General features: G+C 52.6%; 16 protein-coding genes. 10 read left to right on the forward strand and 6 right to left on the reverse strand.

The features are described from left to right. Nucleotides 1-15 precede the first annotated feature (15 nt). A complete protein-coding gene (locus MXMO3_RS14505; RefSeq protein WP_117396331.1) occupies nt 16-1,626 on the reverse strand; it encodes a lysine--tRNA ligase in 1,611 nt (536 codons plus the stop codon). Nucleotides 1,627-1,849: 223 nt separating this feature from the next. Here MXMO3_RS14505 and MXMO3_RS14510 point away from each other — a divergent pair, with 223 nt between their 5' ends. Together MXMO3_RS14510 and MXMO3_RS14515 are read left to right on the forward strand one after the other, a co-directional pair. After that, nucleotides 1,850-2,257 (forward strand): tellurite resistance TerB family protein, encoded by a 408-nt coding sequence (locus tag MXMO3_RS14510; protein WP_036220895.1) that lies wholly within the window; start codon nt 1,850-1,852, stop codon nt 2,255-2,257. 110 nt (nt 2,258-2,367) lie between these two features. Continuing rightward, complete coding sequence (locus MXMO3_RS14515; RefSeq protein WP_117396332.1) at nt 2,368-3,231, forward strand: sterol desaturase family protein; 864 nt, start codon at nt 2,368-2,370, stop codon at nt 3,229-3,231. On the opposite strand, the gene MXMO3_RS14520 is transcribed toward MXMO3_RS14515, so the two are convergent. Next, complete coding sequence (locus tag MXMO3_RS14520; protein ID WP_162889290.1) at nt 3,200-4,027, reverse strand: transporter substrate-binding domain-containing protein; 828 nt, start codon at nt 4,025-4,027, stop codon at nt 3,200-3,202. The genes MXMO3_RS14515 and MXMO3_RS14520 overlap by 32 nt on opposite strands. A 135-nt stretch (nt 4,028-4,162) precedes the next feature. Here MXMO3_RS14520 and MXMO3_RS14525 point away from each other — a divergent pair, with 135 nt between their 5' ends. The 8 genes from MXMO3_RS14525 to MXMO3_RS14560 all read left to right on the forward strand — a co-directional run bounded on the left by MXMO3_RS14525 (nt 4,163) and on the right by MXMO3_RS14560 (nt 14,484). Then, on the forward strand, nt 4,163-6,022 hold the full coding sequence (locus MXMO3_RS14525; protein ID WP_162889291.1) for a glycosyltransferase: 1,860 nt from the start codon (nt 4,163-4,165) through the stop codon (nt 6,020-6,022). Then, complete coding sequence (locus MXMO3_RS14530; RefSeq protein ID WP_117396335.1) at nt 6,009-6,674, forward strand: hypothetical protein; 666 nt, start codon at nt 6,009-6,011, stop codon at nt 6,672-6,674. The genes MXMO3_RS14525 and MXMO3_RS14530 overlap by 14 nt, the downstream gene beginning before the upstream one ends. A 54-nt stretch (nt 6,675-6,728) precedes the next feature. Beyond that, nucleotides 6,729-7,988 (forward strand): threonine ammonia-lyase, encoded by a 1,260-nt coding sequence (ilvA, locus tag MXMO3_RS14535; protein ID WP_117396336.1) that lies wholly within the window; start codon nt 6,729-6,731, stop codon nt 7,986-7,988. A gap of 5 nt (nt 7,989-7,993) precedes the next feature. Next, nucleotides 7,994-9,748 carry a sensor histidine kinase gene (locus MXMO3_RS14540; protein WP_117396337.1) on the forward strand — a complete coding sequence of 585 codons (1,755 nt, stop codon included), beginning with the start codon at nt 7,994-7,996 and terminating at the stop codon, nt 9,746-9,748. Continuing rightward, entirely contained in the window at nt 9,745-11,091 is a 1,347-nt protein-coding gene (locus MXMO3_RS14545) for a sigma-54-dependent transcriptional regulator (RefSeq protein WP_117396338.1), read from the forward strand. Before MXMO3_RS14540 ends, MXMO3_RS14545 begins: the two co-directional genes overlap by 4 nt. A 266-nt stretch (nt 11,092-11,357) precedes the next feature. Continuing rightward, the gene (locus MXMO3_RS14550) at nt 11,358-12,359 is read left to right on the forward strand and encodes a C4-dicarboxylate TRAP transporter substrate-binding protein (protein WP_117396339.1); all 1,002 of its coding nucleotides are present in this window, start codon (nt 11,358-11,360) and stop codon (nt 12,357-12,359) included. Nucleotides 12,360-12,439: 80 nt separating this feature from the next. Beyond that, entirely contained in the window at nt 12,440-13,081 is a 642-nt protein-coding gene (locus MXMO3_RS14555) for a TRAP transporter small permease subunit (protein WP_117396340.1), read from the forward strand. Further along, nucleotides 13,078-14,484, forward strand: coding sequence for a TRAP transporter large permease (locus MXMO3_RS14560; protein ID WP_027833777.1), 1,407 nt, complete (start codon nt 13,078-13,080; stop codon nt 14,482-14,484). Before MXMO3_RS14555 ends, MXMO3_RS14560 begins: the two co-directional genes overlap by 4 nt. 81 nt (nt 14,485-14,565) lie before the next feature. Here MXMO3_RS14560 and MXMO3_RS14565 read toward each other — a convergent pair whose 3' ends face one another. The 4 genes from MXMO3_RS14565 to MXMO3_RS14580 all read right to left on the reverse strand — a co-directional run bounded on the left by MXMO3_RS14565 (nt 14,566) and on the right by MXMO3_RS14580 (nt 17,658). Next, complete coding sequence (locus MXMO3_RS14565) at nt 14,566-14,895, reverse strand: hypothetical protein (protein ID WP_117396341.1); 330 nt, start codon at nt 14,893-14,895, stop codon at nt 14,566-14,568. A gap of 5 nt (nt 14,896-14,900) precedes the next feature. Then, nucleotides 14,901-15,533: a hypothetical protein gene (locus MXMO3_RS14570; protein ID WP_162889292.1), complete on the reverse strand. Its 633-nt coding sequence runs from the start codon at nt 15,531-15,533 to the stop codon at nt 14,901-14,903. A 178-nt stretch (nt 15,534-15,711) separates the two neighbouring features. Then, nucleotides 15,712-16,155, reverse strand: coding sequence for a cupin domain-containing protein (locus MXMO3_RS14575; RefSeq protein ID WP_117396343.1), 444 nt, complete (start codon nt 16,153-16,155; stop codon nt 15,712-15,714). A 12-nt stretch (nt 16,156-16,167) separates the two neighbouring features. Next, on the reverse strand, nt 16,168-17,658 hold the full coding sequence (locus tag MXMO3_RS14580) for a flavin-containing monooxygenase (protein ID WP_027833781.1): 1,491 nt from the start codon (nt 17,656-17,658) through the stop codon (nt 16,168-16,170). Nucleotides 17,659-17,739 lie beyond the last annotated feature (81 nt).

The following is a 17,739-nucleotide window of genomic DNA, read 5'->3' on the forward strand; positions in this document are numbered from 1 at the left end:
GGTATCCCCATTAGACTATGCCGCGAATTTCCCCGCCAAGGCGTCAGCGATCAATTGCTTGGTTTCATTGACGCCATAAAGAGCGATGAACGAACCGAAGCGTGGACCTTGATCCTGCCCCAACAGCACTTGGTAAAGCGCTTTGAACCAGTTGCGCAGCGGTTCAAATTCGAACTCTTTGCCGATTTCAAACACCAGTGTTTGAATGGCTTCCGCATCGCTTTGATCTTCCACTTCGTCCAAACGCACGGCCAATTTTTCCATTGCCGCCCGCTCTTGGTCTGTTGGCGCACGGAACTGTTTGGTTGGCTTCACGAAGTCATCGAAATAGCGAATGGCATAGCCCACCATCCGGTCCAACTCGGGATGCGTTGCCGGTGTCGCCTCTGGCGCATAACGGGTGATGAAGCCCCACAGCACTGATGCGTCTGATGCATTGGCGGCAGAAACCAAATTCAGCAACAATGCAAAGGTCAGCGGCATATCGTGCTTCGGCGGCATACCTGCATGGATATGCACGGCAGGGTTTTCCAACACTTCTGCGGGCGACTGCGTCTCAGCTTTGGTGCAGAAGGTGTAATATTCATCCACCGCCTTCGGGATCACGTCAAAATGCAGCTTTTTCGCTGTTTTTGGCTTTTGATACATGAATAGCGCCAAGCTCTCGTCTGATGCATAGGTCAGCCAATCTTCAATCGACAGACCATTGCCTTTCGATTTGGAGATTTTCTGGCCCTGATCATCCAGGAACAACTCATAGCTCAAGCTCTCTGGCGGCGTGCCGCCCATGGCCCGCACGATGCGCGAAGAAAGTTTGACGCTATCAATCAAGTCTTTGCCGGACATTTCATAATCCACGCCCAACGCATACCAACGTAGCGCCCAATCGGCTTTCCATTGGCATTTCACGGCACCGCCAGTTACGGGCACGACCACTTCTTCGTTGGTTTCTGGATCAACATAGGTCACGGTGCCATTTTCCACGTCGCGCGCAATCATGGGCACTTGCAACACAATGCCTGTGCGCGGACAAATGGGCAAAAACGGCGAATAGGTTTTCTGCCGCTCTTCACCCAAAGTTGGCAAAATGACTTTCATTACATCGTCATAGACCTCGAGCATGCGCAAAAGCGCCTTGTCCAAGCGACCGGAGGTATAATAATCCGTGGCGCTGGCAAATTCATATTCAAAGCCAAAATCATCCAAAAACTTGCGCAAGCGCGCATTGTTGTGGTGCGCGAAGCTTTCATACTCATCGGAAAATGGGTCCGGCACTTTGGTCAATGGCTTGCCCAAATATTCGGCCATGCGCTCTTGGTTCGGCACATTGGTCGGCACTTTGCGCAGTCCGTCCATGTCGTCAGAAAAGCAGATGATTTTTGTTGGGATCTGATCATTGGTCAAAAGCCGGAAGGCGTGGCGCACCATCGATGTGCGCACAACTTCACCAAAGGTGCCGATGTGCGGCAGGCCCGAAGGGCCATAGCCCGTTTCAAAAATCGCTTCTTTCTTGCCGGTTTTTTCCACACGTTTGAGCACCTTTTTCGCCTCTTCAAAAGGCCATGCGCGGGCATTTTGTGCCGCGTCAAAAAAGTCTGCATCAAAAAGTGTGGGGGTGTTTGCCATTTTGGCGTCCCTTTCCGGAAAAATACTCTGTTTTAATGTGGGGCGCGCACCACATATTCGTAATGCGCGAAAGCCCGTGCCTGCGGCATTTCGCACGTTGCGCAGGTGGCGTCAATAGTATCGAATTTTTTGAAAATGGGTAAAGGCGCGTGCAAACGCTTGTAATTGGTGCGCGTGCCGCCTAACTCTTAGTTAGGATTTGGGGCAAGCAAAGAGGGTTATTATGTCGCTGTCACCGCAAGAAGCATTGATTTATATTATGGTTGTCACATCGGCAGCTGACCGCAAGATGGACGATTCAGAGCTCAAGCGCATTGGCTCGGTCGTGCGGCAACTTCCTGTTTTTAACGACTTCTCCGAAGACAGTTTGCCGCTTGTGGCCGCAGATTGCGCTAATATGTTGGACAATGATAGCGACCTTCAAAGCGTGATCAATGATATCACGGCTGATCTGCCTTCGCATCTAAACGACACCGCTTATGCTTTGGCGGTCGAAATTGCTGCGGCCGATCTGCAGATTCGGCCAGAGGAAAGCCGCGTGCTTGATCTGCTGCGTATGAAGTTTGGCCTTGATCGGCTGACCAGCTCTGCCATTGAGATGGCTGCCCGGGCCCGGCACCGCGTGGTCTAAGGCGATAGGTTTTTCGTACCGCTTCAAACACGCTCACGCAGTGTTGACCGCCATTTGACTTTTGCTGGCTTTTGTCGGCGTGGTAGATAGCGGGTGCGAAAGGAAAACAAATGCCTGAACTTGGATTTAATGAAGGCGCATGGCGCTTTGGCACATTTGCCGGGATTTTGTTGCTGATGATTGTGCTTGAGGCCGTTTGGCCACGGCGCAAACGGCGGCATACACGTCTGCGCCGGTGGGCCACCAATTTCGGGATTTTGTTTTCAGATTATCTTGCGGTGACACTCGTCGTGCTGTTGGTGCCCGTGACCGCTGTGATCACCGCCTTGTTCGCGCAACAATATCAGATCGGCCTGTTCTATTGGCTCGATTGGCCGCTTTGGGTTGAGTGGTTGATTGCATTTCTGGTGCTGGATTTTGTGATCTGGGGTCAACATGTCATCACCCACAAAATACCGATCCTGTGGCGTATTCACCGCGTGCACCATACGGATCAGGACTTGGATGCCAGTTCGGCTGTGCGGTTCCACCCTCTTGAAATCATCCTATCTATTTTTATCAAATCCGCTGCGGTGCTGTTGCTGGGCGCGGGTGCCGTTTTGGTGGTGATTTTTGAAGCGGTTGTGAACGGGTCTGCCCTATTCAATCATGCCAATTTCAAGATCCCGCCAACGCTCGATCATATGTTGCGTTGGTTTATTGTCACCCCAGACATGCACCGCATTCACCATTCCATCGAGCGGCAAGAGCATGACACCAATTATGGCTTTGCGTTGAGCATTTGGGATCGGTTATTTCGCGTTTACAGTGTTGAACCGGAACTGGGGCATGACAAAATGATCATTGGCCAACCCGACGCGCAGGATACGGGGCCTGAGACGTTTTTGTGGTCGATATTGTTGCCGTTTTTCAAGCGGAAAATGCCTGCCTCAAACGCGCCGCCTAGCGATAAAAATTCACAGGAAACCACTTAAGGTAGAGTTCTGTAAATTTGCCGTTTTCCTGCACGCGGCGCAGGCCAATGTTAATCGCGCGCCGCGTTGCTTCGTTACCGCGTTTGACCGCAATCGTTAGACCCGAACCGAACGCCTCATTTGAAAAATAAGGGCCATCTGCAAAGGTGCAGCATTCGGGGTTTTCATTCAGCCAAAATGACGCCCGCATACCGTCGACAAAGGCGCGATCCACGTCAGCGAACTTCACCGCTTCCAGCGCCTGTTGTTCATTGTCAAAAGCGACGGCATCAAGTGCCTTGAAATGCTTGGCCAGAAATTTGGCCTGAGCAGAGCCTTCGCGCACAGCCACCTTGTTTTTGATCGCCTCGCCGGAGGGCAATTGCCCCTCTGCCCGCGTCACAAAGCGGGCGGGAAATTTCAGATAGGCTTGGGAAAAATCCATCTTCGCAACGCTATCCGCATTGATTGCAATGGCCGCAATCACTGCATCACCCTGATTGTTGTTAAGCGCCGTGACCAATTGCTCCCATGGCCAAGATTGCATGGTGCATTTGACGTCTAATTCCACGCAAATCGCTTCGGCCAGCTCAATGTGAAAGCCGGCAAGTTCGCCCTGCGAATTTCGAAAATTTAAAGGCGGGAAGTCAGTTGTGGTCAAAAATCGAATTGCGCCGACCTGACTTGCGTTGAACACATCCTCATGGGCGTCTAAATCCACGTGATTGGGCAAATTTTGCGCCAATGCGAGGCTGGCGAAAACGAAACAAACAAAACCCACGGTTGTGGATAGGGCTGATTTTACCAAACGGTTCAAATACTTATCCATAGTTTCTTTGACTCAGTGGGCGCGGTTTGGCACAGTAAACATTATTTTTTTGATTTTTTATAGTGATTTACATTAGTGCAAATGTGTAGCGATCTGCGAGACGCAGATCTTTTGCAACAGATATTGGCTCCATATCAAGTGGATCGGTCACAGGCCGCTGCGCTCATTTCCGATGCCAACAGACAGCAGCTGGATGTGTTTCAACTCTGCATCGCCCGATTTGGCATTAGCGAGGCGGATATTTACGCGCGTGCCGCGGCCCTCCTCGGCCTCGCATATCACCCCACAATTCCCGTTGGCACTGTGCAAATGCGCCAAGTTGAACGGTTGGAGCAATTGCAAAATATCCGACAGGTGCGCGGCAAGGTGTTTGATCGATCTTTGATCTACGCGGCGCCCACACTTGAAAAATTTGTCCGCTTGCACGCGCAATTGCTGCATTCGCCAGAAATACGCGGCAGGCTGTGCATCGTGCCGTTAAGGGCGCTACGTCAATCGCTGCAGGTTGCGCAAAACCCAGCGCTTTATCGTGAAGCAACCCAACGATTGGCGCGCAGCTGGCCGCACGCAAGCGCCCATCTGGGTTTGGGACGGTTTAAGCGTTTTTTGTTTTTAGGCGCGGTTATCACCGTTGCACTGCTTTCGGCGTGGAACCCGCCCTTCCTCGCCGTCTTGATCTTTCTATTCTTGGCCCTCCTCTATGTCGGCCCGGCAGCATTTCGACTTTACGCCTCATTATATGGGGTGCTGCTCGGTACGTCTGACGACACTGAGCTGCTCGATGATGAGGCTTTGCCGACCTATACGGTTTTGGTGCCGCTATATAATGAAGCCAATCTCGTGCCGCAATTGGTGCAGGCATTGCAGGCCATGAACTACCCACCGGAAAAGCTCGACATCAAGTTTGTTGTTGAAGCAAGTTCGCCCACGACGGTGGCCGCTGTGGAGGCTGCGCTCACCCATGGTGCTTTTGAGCTGGTTGTCGTCCCCGATGGCAAGCCGCGCACCAAGCCAAAGGCTCTCAATTTTGCGCTGCCCTTGGCCCGTGGCGAGCATATTGTGGTTTATGATGCGGAAGACATTCCGCATCCGGATCAATTGCGCCTCGCGGCGACCCTGTTTGCCCAACATCCAGACATCGCCTGTTTTCAGGCAGAGCTCTTGATTGATAATGCCCATGAAACGCCGCTCACAGCCTTGTTTTCGGCAGAATATGCCACCCAGTTTGGTTTGATAATGCCGGCCCTCGCTGATCTCAACATGCCCATGCCTTTGGGCGGCACCTCAAACCACTTTCAGCTTGCGGCTTTGCGGCATGTGGGGGGATGGGACAGCTTTAACGTCACTGAAGATGCCGATTTAGGTTTACGCCTCGCGCGATTGGGCATGCGCTGCGCCATGCTCCCCTCGGCCACGCGAGAGGAAGCCCCGATCAGTATCTGGCCGTGGATTAAGCAGCGCACCAGGTGGATGAAAGGCTGGATGCAAACATTGATGGTGCATTCAAGTCAGCTTCGCTTATTGCAAATGCAACTGGGTTGGCGCGACTTCCTTTTCTTCTATCTCTATATTGGCGGCATGGTGTTTGCCGCGCCGATGCACGGCATCTTTCTGGCCAAGTTCTCTATGGAAGCCCTATATTATCAAGGCGACTTGCCAAGTCGGCTTGCCCATGCCTGGCCCTATTTTATTGTATTGTCCATGGCCTATGGCAGTGCGCTCATCACAGGCATATTGGGCCTCTTGCGGCTGCGCAAACCTTTACTGATCGTCTTTCAACTCTTCCTGCCCCTTTATTGGCTGCTCACCTCATTCGCAACATTGCGCGCGGCTTGGCAGCTTGCTGTTGATCCGTTTAAATGGGAAAAAACCGCACATGGCAAAACGCGCATTCGTCGTCATCTGACTGTTCACGAGGAAAACGACAGCATGTTACTAAAACTTGCGCAACGCATAGGATTATTTAACAATGCCGGAAATTGAGGTCATTAGCACGCATGAACACATTATCAAATTCGAAGCAAGCGTGCCAATGGCGCAGATCACGCGAGCCGCAATAATTTACCCGGGACTTGCCTATACGGCCAATCACCCGATTTTGAAATTCGCGACCCTTTGTTGTGCTCAGAATGGCTTTACCCCGGTCCTTGCTAGTTATGAATACCGCGGTGTATTCGAAGGCAAATCCGAGGAACACATCCAACAGATTTTAGCTGACGATGCTCGGCAGATTGAGGCTGCGCTCGATTGCCATTTGGTGCATGCGACTGATCGTTTACTGCTCGGCAAGTCATTGGGCTGCTTCCTAATAGCTCATATGAATGAGGCTATGGGGCGTGCTGACGGCATAGCTTGGTTCACACCAAATATTTCCTATATGCCGATTTGGGCAGCTATCAAACGTCATAAAAAATCGTTTGTTGGCTTAGGCAAATTGGACAAATATTTTAGCCACCGCCTCGCAGAAAACGTGGCAAAGCATCCGGGCATTTCGCTGTCTTTACAACCAGATTTGGATCACGGTCTGGAAGCAGCTGATGATGTTGAAAAAACAATATCGCAGCAAGGCGCCATGATTGCCGACTTAAATCATTGGTTCGACACACCGTCTCAAAAGCCGAACGACTTGCTTTAGCGTGGCCGTGCACCTACAAATCCCAACCTAAGAGTTTTAAAATCGGTTGAGATCGTGCACACATTCAAAGAACAAGTCACACAGGCAAAGAAGAACCTAAAATCGATATTGCCCGCCACGCCGCTGCAGCGCAATGTGCATTTGTCGCAGCAATATGGTGCCGACATCTACCTGAAGCGCGAAGATTTAACGCCTGTACGGTCCTATAAACTGCGTGGGGCCTTCAATTTTATTTCCAAAGCATTGGCGAACCATGAGGGCGTTGAGAAGCCGCATTTTGTGTGTGCGTCTGCGGGCAATCATGCGCAAGGTTTTGCCTTTAGCTGCGCCCATTTCGGCGTGCATGGCACTATTTTTATGCCCGTTACCACGCCAAAACAAAAGATCGACAAAACCAAAACCTTTGGTGGTGAATTTGTTGAAGTGCGGCTGACGGGAGATATTTTCGATCAGTGCTATGCTGCCGCGCAGGACTTCTGCACAGCGCAAAGCGCTCATTTGGTGCCCCCTTTTGACCATGCGGATATCATTGAAGGCCAAGCCACCATCGGCTTGGAAATTCTTGAGCAGCTTCATAATGAAGCGCCGGACATGATCATTTTGCCTGTCGGGGGCGGTGGGCTAGGCGCGGGCTTGTTGCAATTGCTCGGTACCCTTGCGCCGGAAACGAGATTTGTATTTGTGGAACCTGAAGGTGCCCCAAGTTTAAAGCGCAGTCTGGAAACACAAACGCGGGTGAAGCTCGATAAAATCGATAATTTTGTTGATGGCGCTGCGGTTGCGCAGATTGGTGCGCTTAATTTCGATATTTTGAAAGACGTGCCTAGCGATGCGGTGCACCTGGTGCCGGAAAATCGTCTCTGCGCCACCATCAGTTCGCTGCTTAATATTGAGGGCTTGGTGCTCGAACCTGCGGGTGCCCTCTCAATCGATGTGTTGGCAGATTTGCCTGCCACAGAAATCGCCGGCAAGAGGATCGTGTGCATCGTTTCCGGCGGAAACTTCGACTTTGAGCGCTTGCCCGAGGTTAAAGAAAAGGCCATGAGCTATCGCGGGTTGAAAAAATATTTCATTTTGCGGCTGCCGCAGCGCCCCGGCGCACTGAAAGACTTTTTGAACATGCTGGGGCCGAATGACGACATTGCCCGGTTTGAATATTTGAAAAAGTCCGCTCGCAATTTTGGTACGGTGCTTTTGGGCATTGAAACAGACGATCCCGCAAACTTTCAAATCCTGTTTGATAAAATGGTGGCTGGCGGATTTTCCTATCAGGACATTACGGAAAATGACCTGTTGTCCAGCTTGATTGTATAATCAAAATGAGTGAACGCGGCTCACCCCTTCGCCATCAACGACGACGCTTTGCTGTAGCGCTGATCGCGCTGTTTTTGCTCGCGGTGTCGTTTTTGGTGATCTATGCCGCTGCGTTCTCCACGTTCAAGTCGAGCGAGCTGGAACGGGCGCAAGGTCGCGCCGAGTTCTATCGCACCACATTGGAAAGCGCTTTAGACAGGTTGGAGCACTTGCCCTTTATTCTGGGCCAAGATCCGGCGGTCGTGCGCGGGTTGCAAGACCCCGAAAGCCGCTTCGCGCTCAATAGACGGTTGGCAGATTTTGCGGCCCGCGCCAATGCGGAGGCGCTCTATGTGATGGATTTAGACGGGCTAACCATTGCCGCATCCAATTATAGCGAGCCCGTGAATTTTTTGGGCGAGAATTACAGCTTCCGCCCCTATTTCCAGACCGCAAAAAACGGCCAGCGCGGCAAGTTTTTTGCCATTGGCGCCACCACCAAACGCCCCGGCTTTTTTGTGGCCGAGCCAGTGCGCGACAGCACCGATAACATTATTGGCGTGATCGCCCTCAAAATTGAGCTGGATGAGTTGGTGGCAGCGTGGCGCGCGTCGGGTGAGAAGATTTTGATCACCAATCTCGATACGATTGTGGTGCTGGCCAGCCAGCCAGATTGGCAATATCGCACCCTCGCGCCGCCGAGCGAAGAACGGCTTTTGCAAATTCGGCAAATGCGGCAATTTGGGCAAGAGCCGTTGGCACCGCTCGATTGGGAGCGACTGGAAAATGACGAGGTGGCGCTGGCCGGAGAACGGCATATTCGTGTGCGCGTGCCGGTGACCAGCCAACCGTGGCAATTGCATTTTATCGTCAGCACAGCAGGGTTGCAGGAACGCGCGCTGTTTGTTGTGTTTTTGGCCGCCATTTCTGTGGCGCTTTTGGCGATCATGTTTATCTTTTGGCGCTCAGAACGGCTGCGGCGTGCGCTTGATGCATCGCACCAGGACCGCAAGCGCCTATTGCGTGAAATCGAAGACCGTAAAGCCACGGAAAAAGCACTGGCGAAAACGCAAAACGAACTCGAAAAATCAAGTCGAATGGCCGCGCTCGGCCAGCTCGCGGCCTCGGTCACCCACGAATTGGGACAACCCTTGTCCGCCATGCGCAATTATATCGCGATTGAAGAAATGAATGCAGCGCAAAAGCCTGAAAGTCTGGCGACGCGCCTTTCCGGCTTGGTCCGGCGCATGGAAAATATTACCCGCGATCTGCGCTTTTTCGCCCAGCCCAAACAGCACCAAAAGACCCCATTCGATGTGGCCAAAGCCATCGAAAATGCAGTTGGTCTAACGCGACATGATTTACAAGCACGGCAAATCGAAATGGCGTTGAACCTGCCCACCCCCGCACCACAAATATTGGGTGATGGTGCGCGTTTCGAGCAGGTGCTGGTCAATTTGTTGCGTAATGCGATGAGTGCGGTTGATGATGTGTCCGCGCCGAAAATTGAGATCGGTTGGGCGCCTGCAGGCGATAATATTGCCATCTATGTGGCGGACAATGGGCATGGGCTGAAAGGCCAGCAGATTGAAGAGCTGCAAGAACCCTTTCGCACTGACAAGCCTTCTGGCGAAGGCATGGGGCTTGGTCTTGCCATATCCGCATCGATCGTGAAAGAACATGCGGGTGAACTTTTCGCAGTCGATAATGAACAAGGCGGCGCAACATTTACGATTTTGCTGCCTCCCATTTCAAAAGATAAAGGGCAATCTGGCCAATGAGCGAAGCAGAGCAAAAACGGCGGCCCTTCCGTGCCTTGGTGATTGATGATGATAAGGAAATGCGGCTTTCGCTGGCCCATTTGCTGGAGGCTGCCGGATGGCGCTGTGAGTTGTTGAGCGGCCCGCCACAGGTGGAGCAAAAGATCAATCAATGGCAGCCTGATGTTATTTTGTCCGACGTGCGCATGCCCAACGGCTCTGGTTTGGATTTGCTGCATTTGGATCAGCAAACCCCGCCGATTGTGCTTATTTCGGCGCATGGTGATATTCCAATGGCCGTGGAAGCCATGCGTGCCGGTGCCTATAGTTTTTTGGAAAAGCCGTTTGATCCGCAACGTCTATTGCGCATTTTAAACAACGCTGCAGAGCGGCACAGGCTGACCCAAAACACCCAGCGCTTGCAGGAGCGTTTGGCCAAACTTTCCGGCATCGACCGGGTGTTGCTGGGGCAGTCGCCTCAATTGCAAACCGTACGCGAGCAAATCATTGATTTTAGTTCAACCCCCGCCCCAGTGCTGATCTCTGGCGAAACGGGCACAGGCAAAGAGCTTGTGGCCCGCGCGATCCATGATTTGAGTGATCGGGCAGATCAGCCCTTTATCGCCATGAATTGTGCGACCTTTGAAGCGAGCAGTTTTGAGCGCATGGTGTTCGGGGTGCAAAATGAAAGTCTGGGCACCTTCATGCAGGCGGAAGGCGGCACTTTGTTTTTGGACGAAGTCGCCTCGCTCAGCCCGGATATTCAGGCCAAATTGCTGCGGGCGATTGAGCACCGTGAAATCACACCGATTGGCTCAGACAAGCCGCAATCAGTTGATGTGCGCATCGTCTCCGCCTCCAATGAAAACTTGGATGATGCCATCGCCGCGGGGCGTTTTCGGGAAGATCTGTTTTATCGATTATCGACCGTGGTGATCGATTTGCCCAATTTGCGGTCACGGCGGGACGATATTGTTTTGTTGATGCAGCATTTTCTGGCGCATTATGCAGCGCTTTATGAAACCACGGCGCCTGAGTTGGACGCGGAAGAGATCGCCACGCTTTTGGCCCATGACTGGCCGGGCAATGTGCGCGAATTGCGCAATGTGGCCGAGCGCCGCGTGCTCTCTGCCCGCCGCGGTGGAGGCTCCATCTCCACATCCATGCGGCTTGAAAATGATATGGGCAATGTGCCCGAAACATTGCGCGAAGCGGTGGCCAGCTTTGAGCGTAGCCTGATCGCCAAGGCCATTCAAACCCATCAGGGGCGCATGGATGCGGTGGCCGAGGCGCTTGGCATTGGACGGCGCACGCTGAACGAAAAAATCGTTAAACTGAATTTGGACAAGTCTGAGCTGTTATAGTTCCGGTCCCCGGTGTATCGGCGGTTTCACGCCACCAAACCCGCTCAAAGCGAATGCTGTGAGCAACGGCGGCGCTTAAAAATTGACGCCGCTTGCCATAAAAACTCACCCTGCGGAAATCCGCAGGGCAGTGGTTTTCCCATCGGCAGTTTTCTTCATACCCAACAGACTTTGTGCGGCCTACTCTCTTGGCAGCACCGACTCGGCTCGTCCGAGTGCACATGGTGCATCGAGATTTGGTTCAGGTATTCCTTGGGAGGAACAAGATGAAGACCATTACGAAAACTGCAGTTGCGGCCCTTTTGGGCATGTCATTTGTCGGCGAAGCTGTCGCTGTCGAGTGGAACGTATCGCTTTGGGGTAAGAAGCGCGCTTTCACTGAGCACGTTGAAAAATTGGCCGAGTTGGTCAGCGAAAAGACCAATGGCGATTTTACGCTCAACCTGTCTTATGGCGGTCTATCGAACAACCGTGAAAACTTGGATGGCATTTCCATCGGCGCGTTTGAAATGGCGCAATTCTGTGCGGGTTATCACGCAGATAAAAACCCATCGATCACTGTTTTGGAACTTCCGTTCCTTGGCGTATCTTCTTTGGAAGAAGAAATTGAAGTGTCCATGGCGGTTTATAACCATCCCGCCACGAAAGCAGATCTGGGTCGCTGGAACGCAACCTTGTTGATGCCTTCACCGCTGCCACAATATAATTTTGTGGGCGTTGGCGAAGCGCCACGGAGCCTTGATGATTTTGAAGGTCTTTCTGTGCGCGCCACGGGCGGCATTGGCCGCGCGATGGAAAGCATTGGGGCTGTACCGAACTCTATGTCGGCTACAGAAGTGCGTCAGGCACTGGATTCTGGTGTGGTAAAAGCCGTTTCCTTTGCGCCGCACGCGCATATGTCGTTCGGCACCATTGAGAGTGGCGAATGGTGGACCACAAACATGAACCCGGGCACTGTAAACTGCCCCGTTGTGGCCAACACAGATGCCTTGAACAGCTTGTCAGATGAGCATCGTGAAGCTTTGTTGAGCTCCATTCCTGCCTCCTTGCAGCACTATGTTGATAATTACAACAACAACACCATGGAAGCTTGGGGCCCTGCGCTAGACGAGCGTGGTATTGAGCGCATCACCTATACCGACGAAGAGTTGGATAGCTTCCGCTCAGCCGCTGGTAGCATTGCCAAAACTTGGGTTGAAGAAAACAACGCCAAAGGCTTGCCAGCTCAAGAATTGCTGGACCTGGTGAATTCAACATTGGCAAATTAAGGCCGCAATAAACTTCGATCGGCCGCGCTGTTGCGCGGTCGATCTTCCCTTTTCGCTTTTGGTATTCGGGGGAGGACACCATGGCAGGCACTGCATCCGTTCTCACGGACGACAGCCCTTTAAGCCGTCTAGATCAACGGCTCTTTTCCATTGAAAAGATACTCGTTTTTATCGGTGGACTGGCGATTTTTTCGCTGATGGTCCTTGCCGTTTTTTCTGTAGGTGGGCGCAATTTTTTCAACCGTCCGCTTTCGGGCTATGTCGATTGGATCGAGCAAATCATGCCGCTTATTGCATTTGTCGGCATTGCGTACACGCAACGCGTGGGCGGGCATATCCGCATGGATATTCTGGTCGGGCAGCTCAAAGGTCGCCCGCTGTGGTTGGCTGAATTTGTCGCCACTCTCGCCATGTTGCTGTTGATGATCTTGCTGGTCTGGGGCTCTTGGGCACACTTCCAGCGCTCATTTGATTTTAGCGTGCCGATGTGGAGTCGTGACTCTTCCATTGATATCGCTTTGCCCTTGTGGCCAGCCAAATTATTGGCGCCCGTTGCCTTCTTCATTTTGACATTGCGCCTCACCATTCAATTGATTGGCTTTGGCCGGGCTTTTGCCACCAACGCCACCCATCCAGTGGCGGTGCCTATGGTTGAAGACGCCGCGACACAGGCACAGCGTGAAGCTGAACATGTCTCCGGGCTTGAGGAGGACAGCAAATGACCTCGATTGATATTGGTCTCATCGTTACGGCGATGCTGCTCTTGATGGTGATCATCGGGGTTCGCGTTGCCTTTGCTGCCGCCATGGCGGGTGTCACAGGGCTTGTGTGGATCTTCTGGTCCAAAAAAGGGTACGATCCGAACCAGTTTTTCTGGGCGCTCAGTGTTGCGGCGAAAACCGCAGGTCAGGTGCCGCACTCAAAGGTCTCCTCGCAGGCGCTGTCGCTTATTCCGACATTTATTCTAATTGGCTATCTCGCCTATTATGCGGGTCTGACCAAGGCTTTGTTTGAGGCCGCGAAAAAGTGGGTGGGCTGGTTGCCCGGCGGCATGGGCGTGGCCACGGTATTTGCCACTGCGGGCTTTGCCGCTGTGTCTGGTGCGTCTGTTGCCACATCAGCCGTGTTTGCACGGATTGCCATTCCGGAGATGCTCAAGATTGGCTATGACAAGCGCTTTGCCGCAGGGGTTGTGGCTGCCGGGGGCACGTTGGCATCCTTGATCCCGCCCTCTGCTATTTTGGTGATCTACGCCATTATTGTGGAACAGGATGTGGGTGCTTTGCTGTTGGCTGGCTTTATCCCCGGCGCGGTCTCTGCGCTGATCTATGGCGGCCTCGTGGTGTTGATGGCCACATTCAACAAGAATCTGGGCCCATCCGTAAGCGGCTTCACCTGGGGCGAACGCTTCAAGGCACTGCCACCTGCGTTGCCGATCTTTGCGGTGGTGATCATCATCATCTGCTTTATCTACAACCCGTTTGGCGGCGATGCGTGGGGCACGCCAACAGAAGGTGGTGCGATTGGCGCGTTCATTATTTTCGTAATGGCGTTGATCCACGGCATGAAGTGGGGCCAGTTTAAAGATGCGCTCACTGAATCTGCCAAATTGGCGGTGATGATCTTCACCATCATTTGGGGCGTGTTGATCTATGTGCGCTTTTTGGGCTTTGCCGATCTGCCCGGTGCGTTTTCTGATTGGGTCACCTCGCTGGATCAACATCCGATGATCATCCTGATCATGATCCTACTCGCCTATGCGGTGTTGGGCATGTTTATGGATGCGATTGGCATGTTGCTGCTCACCCTGCCCGTAGTCTTCCCGGCGGTCATGGCGCTTAATGGCGGTATGGATGTCACCGCCGCTGAAAGTGCCTTTGGCATGAGCGGTTGGGGGTGTGCCATCTGGTTCGGCATTATTGTGGTGAAAATGGCCGAGCTCTGTTTGATCACTCCGCCCATCGGCCTCAACTGCTTTGTGGTGGCTGGGGTACGAGATGATATCTCAGTGCAAGATGTGTTCCGCGGCGCGACCCCGTTTTTTGTCGCGGATGCGATCACCATTGCGGTGCTTATTGCTTTCCCAAGCATCGTGCTGTGGTTGCCGAGCCTCTTATTAGGCTAGTCATCTTCCATCGAGACCAAAAGGGCGGGGAAAATTCCCCGCCCTTTTTTCTTTGGTATGTTTCAACAGTCTGAACTTAGGCTACGGCGTCGGCACACCGGATTGCGCGGCGTGCCAGGCCACAATTTTGCTGCCGAGGAAGAAGTTAAAGCCCCTCTTATCACTTTTTCGCTGAAGCACCGTTTCACCCGACAATTCAAAAACTGTGGTGCGGCCACCATCTTCCACCACAATCTCAAAATCTGGCGCAACCTTGGGATGAGTATTTGGCCCGGGAAATAAGCGCATCAACAAACGGGCGAAGGGGCCCGGCTGCACAATGGCGATCTCGCTTGCGACAAGGTCTGCTTCTTGTTGCGCAAGCTGAACACTTGTGTTGGTTTGCATGTCGGTAACAGTCACTTTTGCCATAGCGCTCACCATGTCCCGTTCTTGAAGCTAGTCCAGCAGGCACTGCCCGTCGCGTCAACTGAGCCAGGATAGGCTGTGTGGGTTACCACATCGTCATAGCCGTAATAGGGAATGAACCCCAGTGCCCATTTCCACCGCCATCGCCTTGATGTTAGCACCCGCGAACAATATTCGCTGCCGCTGGCATGCACCCCTGTTAAATAGCCTTTAGAACCATAAACACGGATTTGGTGCGCAAAGTTCGTGGCGTTAAAGGTGATTTGTCCCGCCAATGCTTCGGCGACAGAACCTGAGCCTGCTGCGGTTTTTAGACCCGTGTTGCAGCCTGCCAGATAAATGCTTGCCGTATCGCACCATGGCACCTTTTTAAGCTCTGTGCCCCACGTGCCAATATTGGTCAATTGCAAGCTATCAACAGTAATCGGGTTGCCGTGTGCGTTAATCTCCAAATAGTCAACACACGCATTGGCATTGGCTGCAGATAGGGCTTTGATCTTGGTGACGAGATCTGCCGCATCCGTATAACCATCAATGAGATGATACCCACTTATCCCTTGCAGATATGCGTGCTGATTGGGCTGTTCTGCAGCCGTAAAAGATTTTCGGTCAAAGGCAATTATCTTAAGAGTATTTACCATGACGCCCACCCAGGCGTTGAGAAACATCATTCATTTAATTATCCGGTTATATTATTATCATTTTCAATGAAGATGCAAGTTTTCGTCAGCAGTTGAGCAAGCTCACCTTTGTTTGACACAACAAAAAAAGGCGATGACCTAGAAGATCACCGCCTTTTTCTACGTTTGGGAGACCATCTTATTCAGATGGTGGTGGGAGAAAGTTCACTTCGTGCAATGCGGAGAGGCGCACCACTTCGTCCGGGTCGCCCAAATCATGCAACGCTTCAAATAAATCAAAGAGTTTGCGGCTGGGCGCGACACCAAAGAAGCAGTTGGCATCTTTGCCGGATTTGTTGGTGATGCCGTGGGCGATGCCCATGGGCATGCGCACCGTGTCGCCCGCGCGGGCGGTCACAATCTCATCGCCGAAGGCCAGTTCCAATTCGCCATCCAACATGGTGATCCACTCATCCTGCGTGGGGTGGATGTGCGGCGGCACAAAGCTCTCGGCAGGCAAAAGTGCGTGCCAGATCATGGCGTTTTCTGAATAGAGTTTGGGGATATAGGTTTGGCCCAAAATGTTCCATTTGGTGCCCTCGAGCCCCTCTCCTTTGGCGGTAATGCCTGGTGTTAATGTCATTTTCTTCTCCTCCTAATTCACCCGATAGTCCGGGGTTGAATCCAAAAAGCGGCGATAAGCGTCGGCGTCGGGCGGGGTGAAATTTTCCGCCAGCGGATTGCGCCGCCGGATCTTGGCGCCCATATCGTCCAGCAATTCATCAAAATGTTTGAAGTGGTAAGGCGCTACACACAGCCCGCCATAGACTTTGGCCGACGGTTTTTCATGCCGCTTCCAGTGCAGCATTTGCTCGATATTGTCGTTCATCTGCTGCTCTGTCGGCTGCTTGGCCAATTTGCCATCGGCATAGCGGACCAGCCAATTGGCGGCGAGGTCGGCGCACAGCACGGTGCAGAAGGATGAGTTGAAGCCCACAAAGCCCATATCCGGCAAATCGGGGTTGGCAATGATGCGGTAAAGCCGGTATTGCCCATCTTCTTCCACCAGCTTGTCCTGATATTCTTGCGGCAGATAAGGCACACCCAGTTTCCAGCCCACGGCCAGAATGGCGAGGTCTGTTTTCACCTTTTCGCCGCCGGTCAGCACCACGCTGTCGCCCTCATATTCTTTGAAGGTGCCTTTGATGCAGTTGATGCGGCCGTCGGCGATCATCTCAAACAGGCCGGGGGTGACGATCGGCACCGAGCAATTGATCTCATCTTCAATTTTGATCTCCGGCCGCAGCCCTGTCTTTTTCAGCTTGAGCTGCATGGTCAGCAAGGCTTCAAGCGCGCGCCAATTTGCCCACACAAAGGGTTTGCCAATCACATGCGCAAACTTCTGCATTGGGTTCAGACCCCAGCTAGGGAACATTTGCTCCTGCTTGCGGATATAAAGGATGCGTTTGAAATTGATCAGCCCGCCGATGAAATAGGGCACCCGCCACACCGATTGCAGATAAACAATGGTGACCGATTTTGCGCCTGACTTCACCGCATTCACCGCAATGTCGGTGGCGGATTTGGAAAAGCCGAGCACGGTGACATTTTTGCCTTCCACAATGGACGGGTCGGTATATTCAGATGAGTGCATCACCTGCCCGCCCTGCGCTTCAAATGCCTCTTGGCCGGGATGGGTGAGAATATTTTTCTCGCTGAATTGTCCGGTGCAGACCGAGACGAAATCAAAGTCCTCGGTGCTTTCCTTTCCAGCCTGATCCACCAAATGTAGCGTCCAGCCTTTCTGCCCGTCCGCACGGCGGGTCATCTCTGAAACGCTGGTGTTGAAGCGGATATGGTCGCGCAGATTATAGTCTGCGGCATAGCTATCTAGATAGGCATGCACCTGCGGCCCCTTTGGCCACTCAGGGTAATCATCCGGCATGGGCTTATCGGTATATCGGTACAAATCTTTGGGGCTTTGGGTTTGCACGTCGGGATAGGATCGCGACAACTCCCACACGCCCCCTAAATCGTGGCTGCGTTCGATAATGGTCACATCGTGACCTTTTTCTTTAAAGGTTTTTGCGGTCACAAGACCGCTTACACCAGCGCCGATTACGGCCACCTTTTTCTTCGTTGTCATCGTCCCCTCCTCCAAGCCGATTGCAACATTTATTATTTTATGCCTAAACTAAATGTCAGATAGAGGGAGGCGGCTATCCGA

The sequence above is a fragment of the Maritalea myrionectae genome (assembly GCF_003433515.1).
Lineage (GTDB): Bacteria > Pseudomonadota > Alphaproteobacteria > Rhizobiales > Devosiaceae > Maritalea > Maritalea myrionectae.